The 13,900-nt window shown below is 70.7% G+C and carries 15 protein-coding genes; 7 read left to right on the top strand and 8 right to left on the bottom strand.

Features of this window, described 5'->3' with window-relative positions; genetic code table 11:
* The first annotated feature begins 141 nt into the window (after positions 1 to 141).
* Both HCN51_RS61305 and HCN51_RS13165 read left to right on the top strand, forming a co-directional pair.
* A complete protein-coding gene (locus tag HCN51_RS61305; RefSeq protein ID WP_206066912.1) occupies positions 142 to 579 on the top strand; it encodes a 4a-hydroxytetrahydrobiopterin dehydratase in 438 nt (145 codons plus the stop codon).
* 84 nt (positions 580 to 663) lie between these two features.
* Entirely contained in the window at positions 664 to 1,611 is a 948-nt protein-coding gene (locus HCN51_RS13165; RefSeq protein ID WP_346433628.1) for a serine hydrolase, read from the top strand.
* Here HCN51_RS13165 and HCN51_RS13160 read toward each other — a convergent pair.
* Genes HCN51_RS13160 through pstS form a run of 5 tightly spaced genes read right to left on the bottom strand, consistent with a single transcriptional unit; the run spans position 1,580 to position 6,071 of the window.
* A complete protein-coding gene (locus HCN51_RS13160; RefSeq protein WP_168009924.1) occupies positions 1,580 to 2,305 on the bottom strand; it encodes a winged helix-turn-helix transcriptional regulator in 726 nt (241 codons plus the stop codon). The two genes, HCN51_RS13165 and HCN51_RS13160, sit on opposite strands and share 32 nt — an antisense overlap.
* The gene (gene pstB, locus HCN51_RS13155; RefSeq protein ID WP_168009923.1) at positions 2,305 to 3,084 is read right to left on the bottom strand and encodes a phosphate ABC transporter ATP-binding protein PstB; all 780 of its coding nucleotides are present in this window, start codon (positions 3,082 to 3,084) and stop codon (positions 2,305 to 2,307) included. Before pstB ends, HCN51_RS13160 begins: the two co-directional genes overlap by 1 nt.
* Positions 3,085 to 3,099: 15 nt before the next feature.
* On the bottom strand, positions 3,100 to 3,975 hold the full coding sequence (gene pstA / locus HCN51_RS13150) for a phosphate ABC transporter permease PstA (RefSeq protein ID WP_168009922.1): 876 nt from the start codon (positions 3,973 to 3,975) through the stop codon (positions 3,100 to 3,102).
* Positions 3,972 to 4,952, bottom strand: coding sequence for a phosphate ABC transporter permease subunit PstC (gene pstC / locus HCN51_RS13145; RefSeq protein ID WP_168009921.1), 981 nt, complete (start codon positions 4,950 to 4,952; stop codon positions 3,972 to 3,974). The genes pstA and pstC overlap by 4 nt, the downstream gene beginning before the upstream one ends.
* A gap of 6 nt (positions 4,953 to 4,958) precedes the next feature.
* Positions 4,959 to 6,071: a phosphate ABC transporter substrate-binding protein PstS gene (pstS, locus tag HCN51_RS13140; RefSeq protein WP_080045318.1), complete on the bottom strand. Its 1,113-nt coding sequence runs from the start codon at positions 6,069 to 6,071 to the stop codon at positions 4,959 to 4,961.
* Between the two features lie 120 nt (positions 6,072 to 6,191).
* On the opposite strand from pstS, the gene HCN51_RS13135 reads away from it, so the two are divergent.
* Both HCN51_RS13135 and HCN51_RS13130 read left to right on the top strand, forming a co-directional pair.
* Entirely contained in the window at positions 6,192 to 6,674 is a 483-nt protein-coding gene (locus tag HCN51_RS13135) for a low molecular weight protein-tyrosine-phosphatase (RefSeq protein ID WP_168009920.1), read from the top strand.
* Entirely contained in the window at positions 6,661 to 7,446 is a 786-nt protein-coding gene (locus tag HCN51_RS13130; protein ID WP_168009919.1) for a fructosamine kinase family protein, read from the top strand. The genes HCN51_RS13135 and HCN51_RS13130 overlap by 14 nt, the downstream gene beginning before the upstream one ends.
* A gap of 70 nt (positions 7,447 to 7,516) precedes the next feature.
* On the opposite strand, the gene HCN51_RS13125 is transcribed toward HCN51_RS13130, so the two are convergent.
* Positions 7,517 to 8,350, bottom strand: a complete 834-nt coding sequence (locus tag HCN51_RS13125) for a TetR/AcrR family transcriptional regulator (RefSeq protein WP_168009918.1) — start codon at positions 8,348 to 8,350, stop codon at positions 7,517 to 7,519.
* Positions 8,351 to 8,409: 59 nt separating this feature from the next.
* Between HCN51_RS13125 and HCN51_RS13120 the strand changes: the two genes are divergently transcribed.
* The gene (locus tag HCN51_RS13120; RefSeq protein ID WP_168009917.1) at positions 8,410 to 10,101 is read left to right on the top strand and encodes a right-handed parallel beta-helix repeat-containing protein; all 1,692 of its coding nucleotides are present in this window, start codon (positions 8,410 to 8,412) and stop codon (positions 10,099 to 10,101) included.
* Here HCN51_RS13120 and hisN read toward each other — a convergent pair.
* A complete protein-coding gene (gene hisN, locus HCN51_RS13115; RefSeq protein WP_168009916.1) occupies positions 10,098 to 10,895 on the bottom strand; it encodes a histidinol-phosphatase in 798 nt (265 codons plus the stop codon). The genes HCN51_RS13120 and hisN overlap by 4 nt on opposite strands.
* 98 nt (positions 10,896 to 10,993) lie before the next feature.
* Between hisN and HCN51_RS13110 the strand changes: the two genes are divergently transcribed.
* Positions 10,994 to 11,449, top strand: coding sequence for a DUF4442 domain-containing protein (locus HCN51_RS13110; protein WP_230465809.1), 456 nt, complete (start codon positions 10,994 to 10,996; stop codon positions 11,447 to 11,449).
* A gap of 64 nt (positions 11,450 to 11,513) precedes the next feature.
* Entirely contained in the window at positions 11,514 to 11,954 is a 441-nt protein-coding gene (locus HCN51_RS13105) for a hypothetical protein (protein WP_168009915.1), read from the top strand.
* 379 nt (positions 11,955 to 12,333) lie between these two features.
* On the opposite strand, the gene rsgA is transcribed toward HCN51_RS13105, so the two are convergent.
* Positions 12,334 to 13,410 carry a ribosome small subunit-dependent GTPase A gene (gene rsgA, locus HCN51_RS13100; protein WP_168009945.1) on the bottom strand — a complete coding sequence of 359 codons (1,077 nt, stop codon included), beginning with the start codon at positions 13,408 to 13,410 and terminating at the stop codon, positions 12,334 to 12,336.
* Positions 13,411 to 13,900 lie beyond the last annotated feature (490 nt).

Genomic DNA, 13,900 nt, shown 5'->3' with positions numbered 1-13,900 from the left:
GGGAAGGGCCCCGACGCCAACGCGTCGGGGCCTTTTCTGTTTCCGAAGGGCGTTGCTTGTTCCGGGCCAGGGCGGCATAGTACGGTCGCGTTCACGAGCGGGCGCCGGCCACTATGGCCGGTCATCCTCAGGGGAGGGTTCGTGAGCGAGATCTTCATCTCCATCTCCTATCGGCGCGTCGACAGCGGCGCCGTGGCCGACCGGTTGTACGCCGATCTCCAGCACGCCTATGGAGAGGCCGCGGTCTTCATGGACACCTCCTCCATCGCGCCCGGAGCCGTCTGGCCCAAGAGGCTGGTGGAGAGCGCGCTGCCGCAGGATCCGTCGCGGACCAGGGTGGAGCTCTACCGGGAGTACCGTTTCAAGACCTTCAGGGACGCGATCGCGTTCATGAACGAGGTGGCCCCCGGCTGCGACATCGCCATCCACCATCCGCGCTGGGAGAACGTCTGGCGGCACGTGCGGGTCTTCCTCACCACCTGGGACATCGGCCACCGGATCTCCGATCGCGACGTGCAGCTCGCCAAGTACTTCGACAGCGCCTACCAGGACTTCGCCGGGGCGGATCCGCCCGGGTGAGGGGGCTTGCCGTCGGGCGGCCCGTTGGTGAACAGTGCGGCCGCACACTGGCGGGGCGCCTGAGCTCTTCGTGATAATGCTGCAGTGATCGCGGTAGGGGCGAAGGCGCTACCACGACTGATCATCCTGCTCGCTCTGACGGCTCCGCTGGTGGTGCCGGGGAATCAGGTGCCTGCCGAGGTCAGTGCCGCCGCCGTGCCCTCGTCCGGATCCCACGCCAGGGTACGTCAGGCCGCCGCGGCGCCGGGGATGCGGCTGGCCGAGGAGCGGCTGGTCAGTGAGGGCGTGGCGGAGGTGCCGGCCAAGCGAATCTCGAAGCGGCTCGACGCGTTCCTCCGGGGCCGGCCGGGGCCGGTGACGGCGATGGTGAAGGAGCTGGGGACCGGGCGGGTCTACCGGTATCACGCGGGCGAGCGGCTGATCACGGCGAGCACGGCCAAGGTGCAGATCCTCATGGCGCTGTTGCTGCGTACCGCGTGGAAGAAGCTGCCCGCGGCGGTGCGGCGGGATGCGGAGTCGATGATCCGCTCCAGCGACAATCACGCCGCCGACCGGCTTTGGGTGCGGATCGGGGGTGCGGAGGGGTTCAGCGCGGCGGGGAAGAGGTTCGGGCTGAAGGACACGGCGGGCGTGCCGGGCAGCTGTGTCGACCTCTACTGCTGGGGGATCACCAAGACGTCCGTGGACGACCAGGTGCGGCTCATGGAGGCGCTGGTGTCTCGCAAGAGCCCGCTCAAGGCGGCGGAGCGGGGGCAGGTGCTGCGGCTCATGGGCGCGGTCGTGGACGGCCAGAACTGGGGGATCAGCGCCGCCGCGTGCCGGGGCGAGCGCGTGGCGCTGAAGAACGGCTGGCTCAAGCGGGTCTCGACCAAGCGCTGGGCCACGGTCAGCGTGGGGCTGATCCGGGGCGGCGGGCGCGACTACGCCGTTGCCGTACTCACCGAGGGCAGCCCTGAGGTGGGGTACGGCATCGCGATGGTCGAAGGCGTGGCCGAGCGGATCATGCGCGGCTTTCGGCGATGCCGGGGGTGACGAGCCGGTAGCCCACGCCGCGTACGGTCTGGATGAGCTGGTCGTCCTCGTCGCCCAGGCGCGCCCGCAGCCGTTTGACGTGCACCGCGATCGTGTTCGTCGAGGTGTTGGCGGCGGCGTGCCAGACGTGGCGCATGATCTGCTCGCGGGTGACCGTGCGGTCGGCGTTGCGCATGAGGTACTGCAGCAGCTCGAACTCGCGCAGCGGCAGGTGCACGGCCCGGCCGGACACGCGTACCTGATAGGCCTGGACGTCCAGCTCGACCCCGCCCACGGCCAGCACCTTGCGGGACTCGGGCGAGGCCGCCTGGATGAACGGCAGCAGCTCCGGCACCCTGTAGGGTCTGGCGACGCAGGCGGCGGCGCCGGCCGCGAGCGCGCGTACCGCCTGCTCGGCGTGTCCCTCGCCGACGCCGAGCAGCACGGGTACGGCTCGCGACTGCCGTACGGCGCGGACGAAGTCGACCGCGTCGATGACCGGCAGCGTGGCCGAGACGAGCACCACGTCCGGCTGGAGGGCGCCGGCCTGCAGCAGCCCCTGCGCGCCGTCGGGGGCCCCGGTCACGGCCACGCCCTCGCGTTCGAGGGCGGTGGCCACGTCGTCCACGACGGCGTCGTCCGGGTCGGCGATGAGCAGTACGGGCTTGGTCCTCGTGTCCCCGTTCATCGTGGATGCCGCCTGCTGTCGGGTCATCAGCCGAAGCGCCCCGTGATGTAGTCCTCCGTCGCCTTCTGCGTCGGGTTGGTGAACATGCGGGACGTCTCGTCCATCTCGATGACCTTGCCGGGCTGGCCCTGCGCGGCCAGGTTGAAGAACGCGGTCCGGTCGCTCACCCGGGCGGCCTGCTGCATGTTGTGGGTGACGATGACGATGGTGTACTTGTCCTTCAGCTTGGCCATCAGGTCTTCGATGGCCAGCGTCGAGATGGGGTCGAGCGCCGAGCACGGCTCGTCCATCAGCAGCACCTCGGGCTGCACCGCGATGGCGCGGGCGATGCAGAGGCGCTGCTGCTGGCCGCCGGACAGGCCGGCGCCGGGCTTGTTGAGGCGGTCCTTGACCTCGTTCCAGAGGTTGGCGCCCTTCAGCGACTCCTCGACGATGCCGTCGAGCTCGGACCGGGCGATGCGGCCGCGGTTGAGGCGCAGGCCGGCGGCCACGTTCTCGTAGATCGACATCGTGGGGAACGGGTTGGGGCGCTGGAACACCATGCCGATCATGCGGCGCACCGAGACGGGCTCGATGGTGGGCGCGTACAGGTCCTCGCCGTCGAGCAGCACCTTGCCTTCCACGCGCGCGCCGGGGATGACCTCGTGCATGCGGTTGAGCGTGCGCAGGAACGTCGACTTGCCGCACCCGGAAGGGCCGATGAAGGCGGTGATCGAGCGGGGCTCGATGGTCATGGACACGTCCTCGATCGCCTTGTGCGAGCCGTAGTACGCGTCCAGGCCCGAGACCTGGATCTGCTTGGACATTGCGGTGGTTACCCCCTATCGGCCTCTGGCGGGCGAGCGCCACCAGGCGATCAGGCGCGCCACCAGGTTGAGCAGCATGACGATCAGGATGAGCGTGAGGGCTCCGGTCCACGCCCGGTCGATGGCGGTGTCGTTGGGCCGGGCCGCCTGGTCGAAGACGAACAGCGGCAGGCCCATCTGCGGACCGCTGAACGGGTCGTTGTTGATGGAGTTGGTGAAGAACACCGTCATCAGCAGCGGCGCGGTCTCGCCGGCGACCCGGGCCACGGCCAGCATGACGCCGGTGACGATGCCGGTGAACGCGGTCGGCAGCACGACCTTGACGATGGTGCGCCACTTGGGCACGCCCAGCGCGTACGACGCCTCGCGCAGGTCACCGGGCACGAGCCGCAGCATCTCCTCGGCGGATCGCACGACGGTCGGCATCATCAGGATGGACAGCGCCAGCGCGCCCGCCCAGCCGGAGAACTGGAAGCCGAGGAACAGGATCCAGAACGCGAAGACGAACAGGCCCGCAACGACGGAAGGGACGCCGGTCATGACGTCCACGAAGAAGCTGATGGAGCGGCTCAATCGGCCGCCGTTGCCGTATTCGACCAGGTAGATGGCGGTGAGCAGGCCGATCGGCACCGAGATGAGGGAGGCCAGCAGCACCTGTTCGAGCGTGCCGATGATGGCGTGGTACGCGCCGCCGTGGGCGTCCCTGGCGCCGATGCCGTTCATGGAGTGGGTGAGGAACTCCAGGTCGAAGCGCTCGAGGCCGTTGGAGATGACCAGCCACAGCACGGAGATGAGCGGCACCACGGCCAGCGCGAACGCCAGATAGACCAGGCCCTGGACGACCCGGTCCTTGATGCGGCGGCCGGTGGAGATGTGTTGGATCGTGGTCATGCGCCGGCCCTCGCGTACTCCTTGCGGCGGTTGATGACGAACCGCGCGGCCATGTTGACCAGCAGCGTGATGATGAACAGGACCAGACCGGACGCGATCAGGGCGCCCCGGCCGATGTCGTTGGCCTCGCCGAAGCCGTTGGCGATGTTGGCCGCGATGCTGTTGGCGTGCGGGGTGAGGATCTGGAAGGTGATGTCGAAGGTGGCCGGGAAGATCAGCGCGACCGCGATGGTCTCGCCCATGGCGCGGCCGAGGCCGAGCATGGCGGCGCTGATGACGCCGGGCCGGCCGAACGGCAGCACGGCCATCCTGATCATCTCCCAGCGGGTGGCGCCGAGCGCGAGCGCCGCCTCCTCGTTCATCTTGGGAGCCTGGAGGAACACCTCGCGCGAGATGGCGGCGATGATCGGCAGGATCATGATGGCCAGCACGACGGCGCCGGCGATCATCGTCTTGCCGCCGATGATGCCCTCACCGGCGAACAAGGGGAACCAGCCGAGGTTCTCGTTGAGCCACTGCGACGGCGTGCGCAGCAGCGGCACGAGGAACGCCACGCCCCACAGGCCGTACACGACGGAGGGCACGGCGGCGAGCAGGTCGATCAGGTAGCCGAGCGGGGCGGCCAGCCTGCGCGGCGCGTAGTGCGAGATGAACAGGGCCACGCCGACCGCGATCGGGGTCGCGATGACGAGCGCGAGCAGGGAGCTGAGGACGGTGCCGAACGCCAGCGCCGCGATGCCGAACTCGCGGCTGCTGTTGGGCTCCCAGGTCAGCTCCGTGAAGAAGTTCGCCTTGTTCGCCTGCAGGGCCGGGATCGCCTCGCTGATGAGGAACACGGCGATGGCCGCCATGATCGCCAGCAGCGCGACGCCGGCCGCGGTGGACAGGTAACGGAAGGGCGCTTCACCGCGGCTGCGCCGCGAGGCGGACCGGCTCGTCGCCGGCCCGCCGTCACGGGTACGTACGTTGGTCGCCATCGGGGGTTAGGAGATCGCCTCGACCGCGGTGCGGACCTTAGTGAGCAGGGTCCCCGCCAGCGGGGCGTAGCCCAGCTCCTTCAGCGCCGCCTGGCCCTCGTCGCTGGAGGTGTACTTGAGGAACTCCTTGACGACCTTGGCCTCCTCGGCCGGCAGGCCCTTCTCGCAGGTGATCTCGTACGTGACCAGGACGATCGGGTAGGCGCCCGCGGTCTTGGTGGCGTAGTCGATCGACAGGGCGAGGTCGTTGCCGGTGCCCTTGATCTCGGCGGTCTCGACCGTCTTGGCCGCGCTTTCGGGGGTCAGCTCGACGAACTCGCCGGCGCCGTTGGCGACCTTGGCCTTCTGCAGCGAGGAGTTCTCGGCGTAGGAGAGCTCGACGTAGCTGATCGCGCCCTCGGTGTCCTTGACGGAGGAGGCGATGCCGTCGGAGCCCTTGGAGCCCTGGCCCTTGGCCTCGGCGGGCCACGCCTTGGCGGGCTCGTAGGGCCAGTCGGCCGTGGCCTTGAGGAACTTCGTGAAGTTGTCGCTGGTGCCCGACTCGTCGGAGCGGTGGAAGGCCTGGATCGGCGTGGAGGGCAGCTTGGCGTCGGGGTTGTCGGCCTTGATGGCGGCGTCGTCCCACTTGGTGATCGTGCTGTTGAAGATGCCGCCGAGCGTCTTGGGGGAGAGCTGCAGGCCCTCGACGCCGGGCAGGTTGTAGACGACCGCGACCGGGCCGGTGACCATCGGGATGTTGATGGCGTTGCCGGTCTTGCAGCGGGCGTTGGCCTGGGTGGGCTCGTCCTCCTTGAGTGCGGAGTCGGAGCCGGCGAAGGACACCGTGCCCTGGATGAACGCCTGCACACCGGCGCCCGAGCCGCTGGGCTGGTAGTTCAGGGTGACACCGGGGTTCGTGGCCGTGAAGTTCTTCGTCCACTCGGTGATCGCGTTGGCCTGGGCCGAGGAGCCCGCGGCGTTGATCGTGCCACTCAGGCCACCGTTGTCGTTGCCCGCGGCGGGTGCGCTGGCGCTGGCGGGGCTGGTGCTGCCAGCGCCGCTGTTGTTGTCTGTGCCGCACGCAGCGAGCGAGAGCGCGCCGACGACGGCGACGGCGGCGAGCCGGCCTGCATACTTCACGGTTGGGTTCCTCCCACTTGGTCCTTAGTCGCCATGAAGGTATGCAGCGAAGGTGACTCAGACCCCCTACCGAGGGTGAACGTTCGGTGAACGCACCAGGTCACCCTCATGATGGTGGTTATGACTTATCGCGTATGCCTGGTGTGCATGGGGAACATCTGCCGATCGCCGATGGCCGAGGTCGTCCTCCGCCAGACGCTCGCCGACCGCGGCCTGGGCGGGCGGGTCACCGTCGAGAGCGCCGGGACCGGTGGGTGGCACGTCGGCGATCCGATGGACGAGCGGGCGCTGGAGATCCTGTCCCAGCACGGGTACGACGGCTCGGCGCACCGGGCCAGGCAGTTCACCGAAGACTGGTTCGACCGCTACGACCTCGTGCTCGCCATGGACAGGGACAATGTGTCGAACCTGCGCCGGCTGGCTCCGGCCGGGGTGGAGGTGCGGCTGTTCCGCTCGTTCGACCCGGCGGCGCCTGAGGGGGCCGAGGTGCCGGATCCGTACTACGGGGGCCGGGAGGGGTTCGAGGAGGTGCTGGAGCTGGTCGAGGCCGCTTCCGAGGGCGTCGCCAAGCACATCGCCGATGAGCTCGATGAGATTCACTGACGACCTCGGCTCCTCGCACGGCTGGCGGCTGCGGCGGGGCGTGCTGGACGACGGGCGCGAGGTGTTCGCCAAGGTCGGGGCCGCCTCCGAGATGTTCGCCTCGGAGGCGGCCGGGCTGCGCTGGCTGGGCGAGGCCGCCGCGGTGCCCGAGGTGATCGAGGTGGGGCCCGACCGGCTCGTCCTTTCCTGGGTACGCGAGGAGCGGCCCTCCCCGGCGGCGGCCGAGCGGTTCGGAAGGTCGCTGGCCAGGCTGCATCGGGTCGGGGCGCCGGGTTTCGGCGCGCCGTGGCCGGGGTTCATCGCCGAGCTGCCCATGGACAACTCGCCCTGCGACGGCTGGCCCGCGTTCTACGGCGAGCGGCGGGTGCTGCCGTTCCTGCGGCTCGCGCGGCTGCCCGCCGCCGACGTCGCGCTGGTGGAGCGGGCCGTGGAGCGCTTCCCCGAGGTTGCCGGGCCCGCCGAGCCGCCGGCGCGGATCCATGGGGACCTGTGGAGCGGGAACGTGTTGTGGTCCGGCGGGGGCGGGGTGCTGATCGATCCTGCGGCCCATGGCGGGCATCGGGAGACGGACCTGGCGATGCTGGAGTTGTTCGGGCTGCCGTACCTGGATCGGGTGCTGGGGGCGTACCGGGAGGAGTGGCCGCCGGCCGAGGGGTGGCGGGAGCGGGTGCCGCTGCACCAGCTGCATCCGCTGCTCGTGCACGTCGTGCTGTACGGGGAGGGGTATCGCGGGAGCTTGATGCGGGCGGCGCGGCGGGTGCTGGCCCTCTGAGCTTGCGTTGGCATGCGGCGGGTGCTGGCCCTCTGAGCTGCGTTGGATTTTTGATGGCTTTCGTGCCGGTTCAGCCGTCCTTGCGCTTGCGGTAGGCGCGTTGCTGGCACGCGCGTGAGCAGTACACGCGGGGGCGGCCCGAGGAGGCGGTGGGCTCCAGGGGCTTGCCGCACTCCTGACAAGTTTCGTCACGGGTTTCATCACGCTCTCGAATGAGGGCTTCGATGCCGTCCAGGAGCCGGCGCAGGCCGAACTCGAAGGAGTCCTCAGGGGCGTCCCAGGCGCCCGACTCCCACAGGTGGCTGAGTGCCGGGTACTGGTCGAGGCGCTCGTACAGGGAGTCGCGTGTGCCCCACCACTCCTGCTCGGACACGCCGCTGCGCTGCTCCTCGCGCCGCGTCTCGACCAGGACCAGCGCCTCGGCGTCCACGAAGCGGCCGAGCAGGCCGATCGCCGCGATCACCTCGGACGGCCGCAGCGCGGTGCCGGTCAGGGTGGCCAGCATCGCGTCGTAGTGGGCGACGCCGTGGGGGCCGGGCAGGTGGCGGGTGCCGCGCACCTCGGCCAGCCAGGGATGCCGCCTGCGGATCTCCCACGCCTGCCGGGCGATCGCCTCCAGCCGGGCCCGCCACCCTTCCCGCTCGGGCGGGAGCTCCGGGTGCTCGCCCATGACCTCGTCGCGCATGAGGTCGACGAGCTGGTCGCGGCCGGGCACGTGGCGGTAGAGCGACATGGTCGTGAAGCCGAGCCGGTCGGCGACCTTGCGCATGGACAGGCCCTCCAGGCCCTCGGCGTCGGCCAGCTCGATGGCCGCGCGCACGATCCTGCCCACGCTCAGGCCGGGACGCGGCTGCGGCTCCTCCTTCCGCCACAACAACTCGACGGGATCCTGGCTTGTTGGCATGCCTCCCAGTTTATGGTGTAGTACTCGGTGTACGGCATATACAGAGTGGAGGTGCTGAGATGGAGTTCTACGTGTCCCCCCAAGGGGACGACTCCTGGAGCGGGTCCGCCGAGCGTCCGTTCCTGACCCTGGAGCGGGCCCGGTCGGCGGCGCGCGAGGTCCCCGGCGAGGTGGTCGTGCGGCTGCGGGGCGGCACCCACGTGCTGACCCGGCCGTTCGAGCTCGCCGAGCCCGACTCGGGGACGGTCTACGAGGCGTACGGCTACGGGAGCGCCGCGCAGGAGGAGGTCGTGGTGAGCGGCGGCCGGCCGATCAGCGGGTGGCAGGAGCGCGGCGGGGTCTGGCGGGCCGAGGTCGGCGACCTGGAGGTCCGCCAGCTCTACGTGGACGGCCGCCGGGCCGCCCGCGCCGCCGTCGCCGGCCTGCCGGGGGCCGCCGAGGCGACCGCGACCGGGTACGTCACCGACAGCGCCGAGCCGCGCGACTGGCGCAGCGCCGAGTTCGTCTACCGGGGCGTCTATCCCTGGTCGGAGGCGCGGCTGGGCATGGCGGAAGCCGTCGCCGACGGGGACCGGACGGTGATCACCATGGCTCAGCCGGGGTTCGGGTGGGCGGTCGAGCTGTACAACTCCACCTGGGCGGGCAACACCTCGCGAGGCCCGGGTCTGCCGACCTCGATCGAGAACGAGCCGGGCTTCCTGCGTGAGCCGGGCACCTTCGTGCTCGACCGGTCGCGGCCGGGCGAGCACGTGCTGCTCTACCTGCCGCTGCCGGGTGAGGATCCCGCGCGGACGACGGTGGTCGCGCCGGTGCTGGAGACGCTGGTGCGGGTGGCGGGGGCGCGGGAGGTGGCGTTCAGGGGGCTGGTGTTCGCCGAGGCCACCTGGCTGCGGCCGGGCCGGCCCGAGGGGTTCGTGCACTACCACGGGAGCGGCTACTACGAGGGCGGCGGGGTCGAGACGGCCGTGCTGGGAGAAGATGCTTCCGTGACGTATCCTTCGAGTTCCGTCACGATTCCCGCCTGCGTCACGTTCGACGACACGACGGGCGTCGTGATCGAGGGCTGCCGCTTCACCCGGCTCGGAGCCTCCGGGCTGGGCGTCTCCGGAGGCGACCAGATCACCGTACGCGGCTGCGACTTCGAGACGATCTCCGCCGGAGGCGTCGTGGTGACCGGCAGCCGGGCCACCACCCTGGAGGACAACCGGGTGCGGCGGATCGGGCTGGAGTTCAGCGGGTCGCCGGGGATCGCCGTGACCGGCACGAAGGGCTGCGTCGTCGCGAACAACGAGATCACGCAGGTGCCGCACTGCGGCATCGTCGCCGGGCCCGGCGAGGGCACCAGGATCCTGCGCAACCTCACCGTGGACACCATGCAGGTGCTGGCCGACGGCGGCGGCGTGTACCTGTCCGGGGCCCAGGGCGAGGGGGCCGAGGTGCGGGGCAACGTGATCACGGACACGCGCACGCCGTACAACTTCGGGCTCTACCTCGACTACGGCGCCAGCGGGGTCGTCGTCGAGGAGAACGTCGTCGCGCGCGCCGACAACACGGCCGTCCTGCACGTGGGGCCGCCGCTGGAGAACGTCGTCTTCCGGGGCAACTTCTGGGACGCCGACCCCCTCGGGCACGACGACGTGCCGGGCGGGGTCACGTACGAGGGAAATGTGACCATCAAGGATGAACGGGAGCTGAACGCCGCGACCGCGGACATCCGGGCGCGGGCGGGGCTGCTCACGCCGCGTGGCTAGCTCCTGATCGTGGTGCCGTTGAGGCGGTTGATCACCTCGTCGTGCAGGACTCCGTTCGTGCACACCAGGCTGCCGCCCTCAAGGCCGCGCACCCCGGCGGTGTCGGTCCAGACGCCGCCGGCCTCCTCGACGATCACCGTGAGCGCCGCCATGTCCCAAGGCGACAGCTCCGGCTCTGCCGACAGGTCCACCGAGCCCTCGGCGACCATCATGTGCGACCAGAAGTCGCCGTAGGCGCGGGTGCGCCAGCAGGCGCGGCTGAGGTCGAGGAAGTTGTCGAGCTTGCCTTTCTTCTCCCAGCCGCCGAAGCTCGAGTACGAGAACGAGGCGTCCTCCAGCGTCGAGACCGACGACACGTGCATGCGCGACGCCTTGGTCAGGCTCTTGCCCGTCCACGCGCCGCCCTCGGCCGCCGCCCACCAGCGCCGGCCCAGGGCGGGGGCCGAGACCAGGCCGACGACGACCTTGCCGTACTCCATGAGCGCGATCAGCGTGGCCCAGACCGGCACGCCGCGCACGTAGTTCTTCGTGCCGTCGATGGGGTCGATGATCCACGACCGGGCGCCCCACCCGGTCTTGCCGAACTCCTCGCCCACCACCGCGTCGCGCGGCCTGGCACGGCGCAGCGTGCCCCGGATGGCCTCCTCCACCGCGCGGTCGGCGTCGCTGACCGGCGTCAGATCGGGCTTGGTCTCGACCTTGAGGTCGACCGCCTTGAACCGCCGCATGGTCAGGTCATCGGCGGCGTCCGCCATGACATGCGCGAGGCGAAGATCATCGTTGTAACCCTGCACGATCGCCCACGCTACCGTGTCGGGTATCAGAACATCAGTCGCCAACGCCCCATTTCTGGTAACTCGTGTTCCAGTTACTGGCCAGTAGCATGTGCGGTATGTCGGTAGATGTCGGTGGGTTGCTGCTGGATACAGTTCCGTTTGCCCGGACTCTGGGGATCGTCTTCGACACGGTCGCCGACGGGCACGCGGTCTGCCACGTACCCGATCGCCCGGACCTGCACAACCACGTGGCCGGGCCGCACGCCGGGGTGCTCTTCACCCTCGCCGAGTCCGCCTCCGGGGCCGCCGTGCTGTCCGCGCTGGGCGACCAGCTCAGCCGGGCCGTCCCCCTGCCCACCACGGCCACCATCGCGTACCGGAAGGTCGCGCTGGGCGAAGTGCGGGCCGAGGCGCGGCTGCTCGCGTCGCGGGAGGAGGTCGTGGCCAGGCTGGACGCGGGGGAGCGGCCGGAGTTCGACGTGGCGGTGGAGCTCACCAACGCCGACGGCACCGTCGTCTCGACCCTGACCGTCACCTGGACCCTCCGCCCGAACCGCCCCACCTCACCCTGACCCGGGACCGGCCCGCCTGCTCCAGCTGTTGACAGGTGGTGGTGATCATGATCCATGATCGGGCATGAACGCCTTGATGCGGGCGGCGCTGGCGGGCGTCGTGATCGGGCTCGGCCAAGCGGCGCTCGCCGTCCAGGTGAGAGAGCACGTCAACGTGCTCGTGTTCTTAACGATGCTGGCCGGCGCCTTCCCGGCGGGCGGCCTGCTGTGCTGGTGGGGCAAACTGCCTAGGAAGTGGACGGAGCCTCAGGAGACTTGCTACAACGGCGGGTTCCAGTTTTCGGGACCGGCACCGTCCGGGGCCGGGCGGGTGCGGTGCGAGAAGGAGCCGGACGGGGTGTGGGTCCGTAGCGATGACAAGCGGTACGCCGTGATCGCGCCACACGGTGCCGTGACCGTGGAGGTGTTCGGCGACACCGCCTCGGTGGCCGAGCTGCGGGCCGCGTTCGCGACGTTGCGGCCGCTGCGGTGGTACGAGGTCGTCTGGCTCGGGGGCGCCGACTGACTGCCTGACGAGGACGTGGTCGGTCCGTGAGGGGGCGATGTGAGCGTGCCTGCCTCGTGAGGGGGCGATGTGAGCGTGCCTGCCCCGTGAGAGGTGGCGCACCTCTCCGGCCCGGTACCGGCACGCGGTCCGCCCCGGCCCCTGCGGGGGTCATGGACCGTCGCGGCGCAGGCGCGCAGCGCCACCACACGATGTATGACACCCTCACGGGCCAAGGCCGCACCGTATGCCTGTGCCGCACCGTATGCCTGTGCCGTGACGGTGCCTGTGCCGTGACGGTGCCCGCGCTTGCGCCGCACGCCATCGCGGCGCAGGCGTGCGGCCCGCTGCTGGGAAGTGTCGGCCTCCGACGTGGGTGCCTCCGACGTGGGTGCCTCCGTCAGGGGGTGTCGTCCGGGGTGGGGTCGCGGCGGGGGGCGGACGGGTCATCGGAGGTGCCTTCGCGGCTGGACAGGAGGCGGCGGAGTGACTCCAGGCGCGTGGGGTCGGCGTTGCCGGCCGCGACCCACGCGTCCAGCGCGCAGCCCTCGTCCAGGTGCGTGCACCCCTTCGGGCAGTTGACCGTGCCCTCCACCAGGTCGGGGAACGCGGCCAGCACCGTCTCCACCGACACGTGGGCCAGCCCGAAGCTGCGTACGCCCGGCGTGTCGATGATCCAGCCGCCGTCGGGCAGCTCCAGCGCCACGGCCGAGGTGGAGGTGTGGCGGCCGCGGCCGGTGACGGCGTTGACGTGCGAGACGGCGCGGTTGGCGTCGGGGACCAGGGCGTTGACCAGCGTGGACTTGCCGACGCCCGAATGGCCCACCAGGACGCTGATGCGGCCCGCCAGGTGGTCGCGCAGCTCGTCGAGGGAGCCGCCCTTGTGCACCACGACGTGCGGCACGCCCAGCGGCTCGTAGAGTGCCACCAGCTCGTCGGGCGGCGCCAGGTCGGACTTGGTGAGGCACAGCAGGGTGTCGATCTCGGCGTCGAACGCCGCCACGAGGATCCGGTCGATCATGCGGGGACGCGGCGGCGGATCGGCCAGCGCGGTGACGATCACGAGCTGGTCGGCGTTGGCCACCACCGGGCGTTCGATGCCGTCGGTGTCGTCCGTGTCGTCGGCCGAACGGCGCAACATCGACGTGCGCGGCTCCACGCGTACGACCCTGGCCAGCGTGTCGGGGCGGCCGGAGACGTCACCCACCAGCGCCACCCTGTCACCGACCACGATGCCCTTGCGGCCCAGCTCGCGCGCCTTCATGGCCACCACCAGGCGGCGCTGCGGCGGCTTGCGCTTCTGCGCCGACCCCTTCGGGCGCTCCGGCTCCACCAGGGTCGTGTAGCGGCCCCGGTCGACGGCCACCACGAACCCTTCCACGGCATCCTCGTGCGCAGGACGGATCCGGGTCCGGGGGCGGGAGCCCTTGCCCGGCCTGACCCGTACGTCGTCCTCGTCGTACTCCCGCTTTCTCAGCGGTCCGCTCCCATACGCTCGCTTCCCCTCTGTGCTTGTGACGGTGACTGCGCTGATTGTGGCAGTGCTGGTGGCCCTGATGGTGCTTGTGGTGCAGGTGTCGTGTAGTCCTCTTGGCGGCGGCGCCTGGGCCGTGATGTGCGGTCGCCGGCCGTGGTGCTGCCCGTGCCGGCCACCGCGATAGCGGTGCACCCGCCGTGGTGGCCATGTCCTGCTGAGCGGCGACCTGGGTGGCTGTGCCTTGCGGTGGTACGCCGGCCTGGGTGGCTGTGCTCTGCTGGGCGTCGGTCTGGGCGGCCGTGTCCTGTTAGGCGTCGGTCTGGGTGGCCGTGCTCTGCGGTGTGTCGGACGGGGTGGCCGTGGCTCGCGGTGCGCCGGGCGGCGGGGCCGGGCGCTGCGGGGCGGTGGCCGGTGTGGACGTGGCCTGGCCGGCGTCGGCGCGCGTGGGGCCGGCTCGTGGAGGGCCGGCACGTGCGGGCGGCGCTGACCG

Origin of the sequence: Nonomuraea composti (assembly GCF_012034275.1) — a bacterium.
Taxonomy (GTDB): domain Bacteria; phylum Actinomycetota; class Actinomycetes; order Streptosporangiales; family Streptosporangiaceae; genus Nonomuraea; species Nonomuraea composti.
Note: the sequence above shows the minus strand (reverse complement) of the source record. Positions and strands in the feature narration are given on the sequence as shown.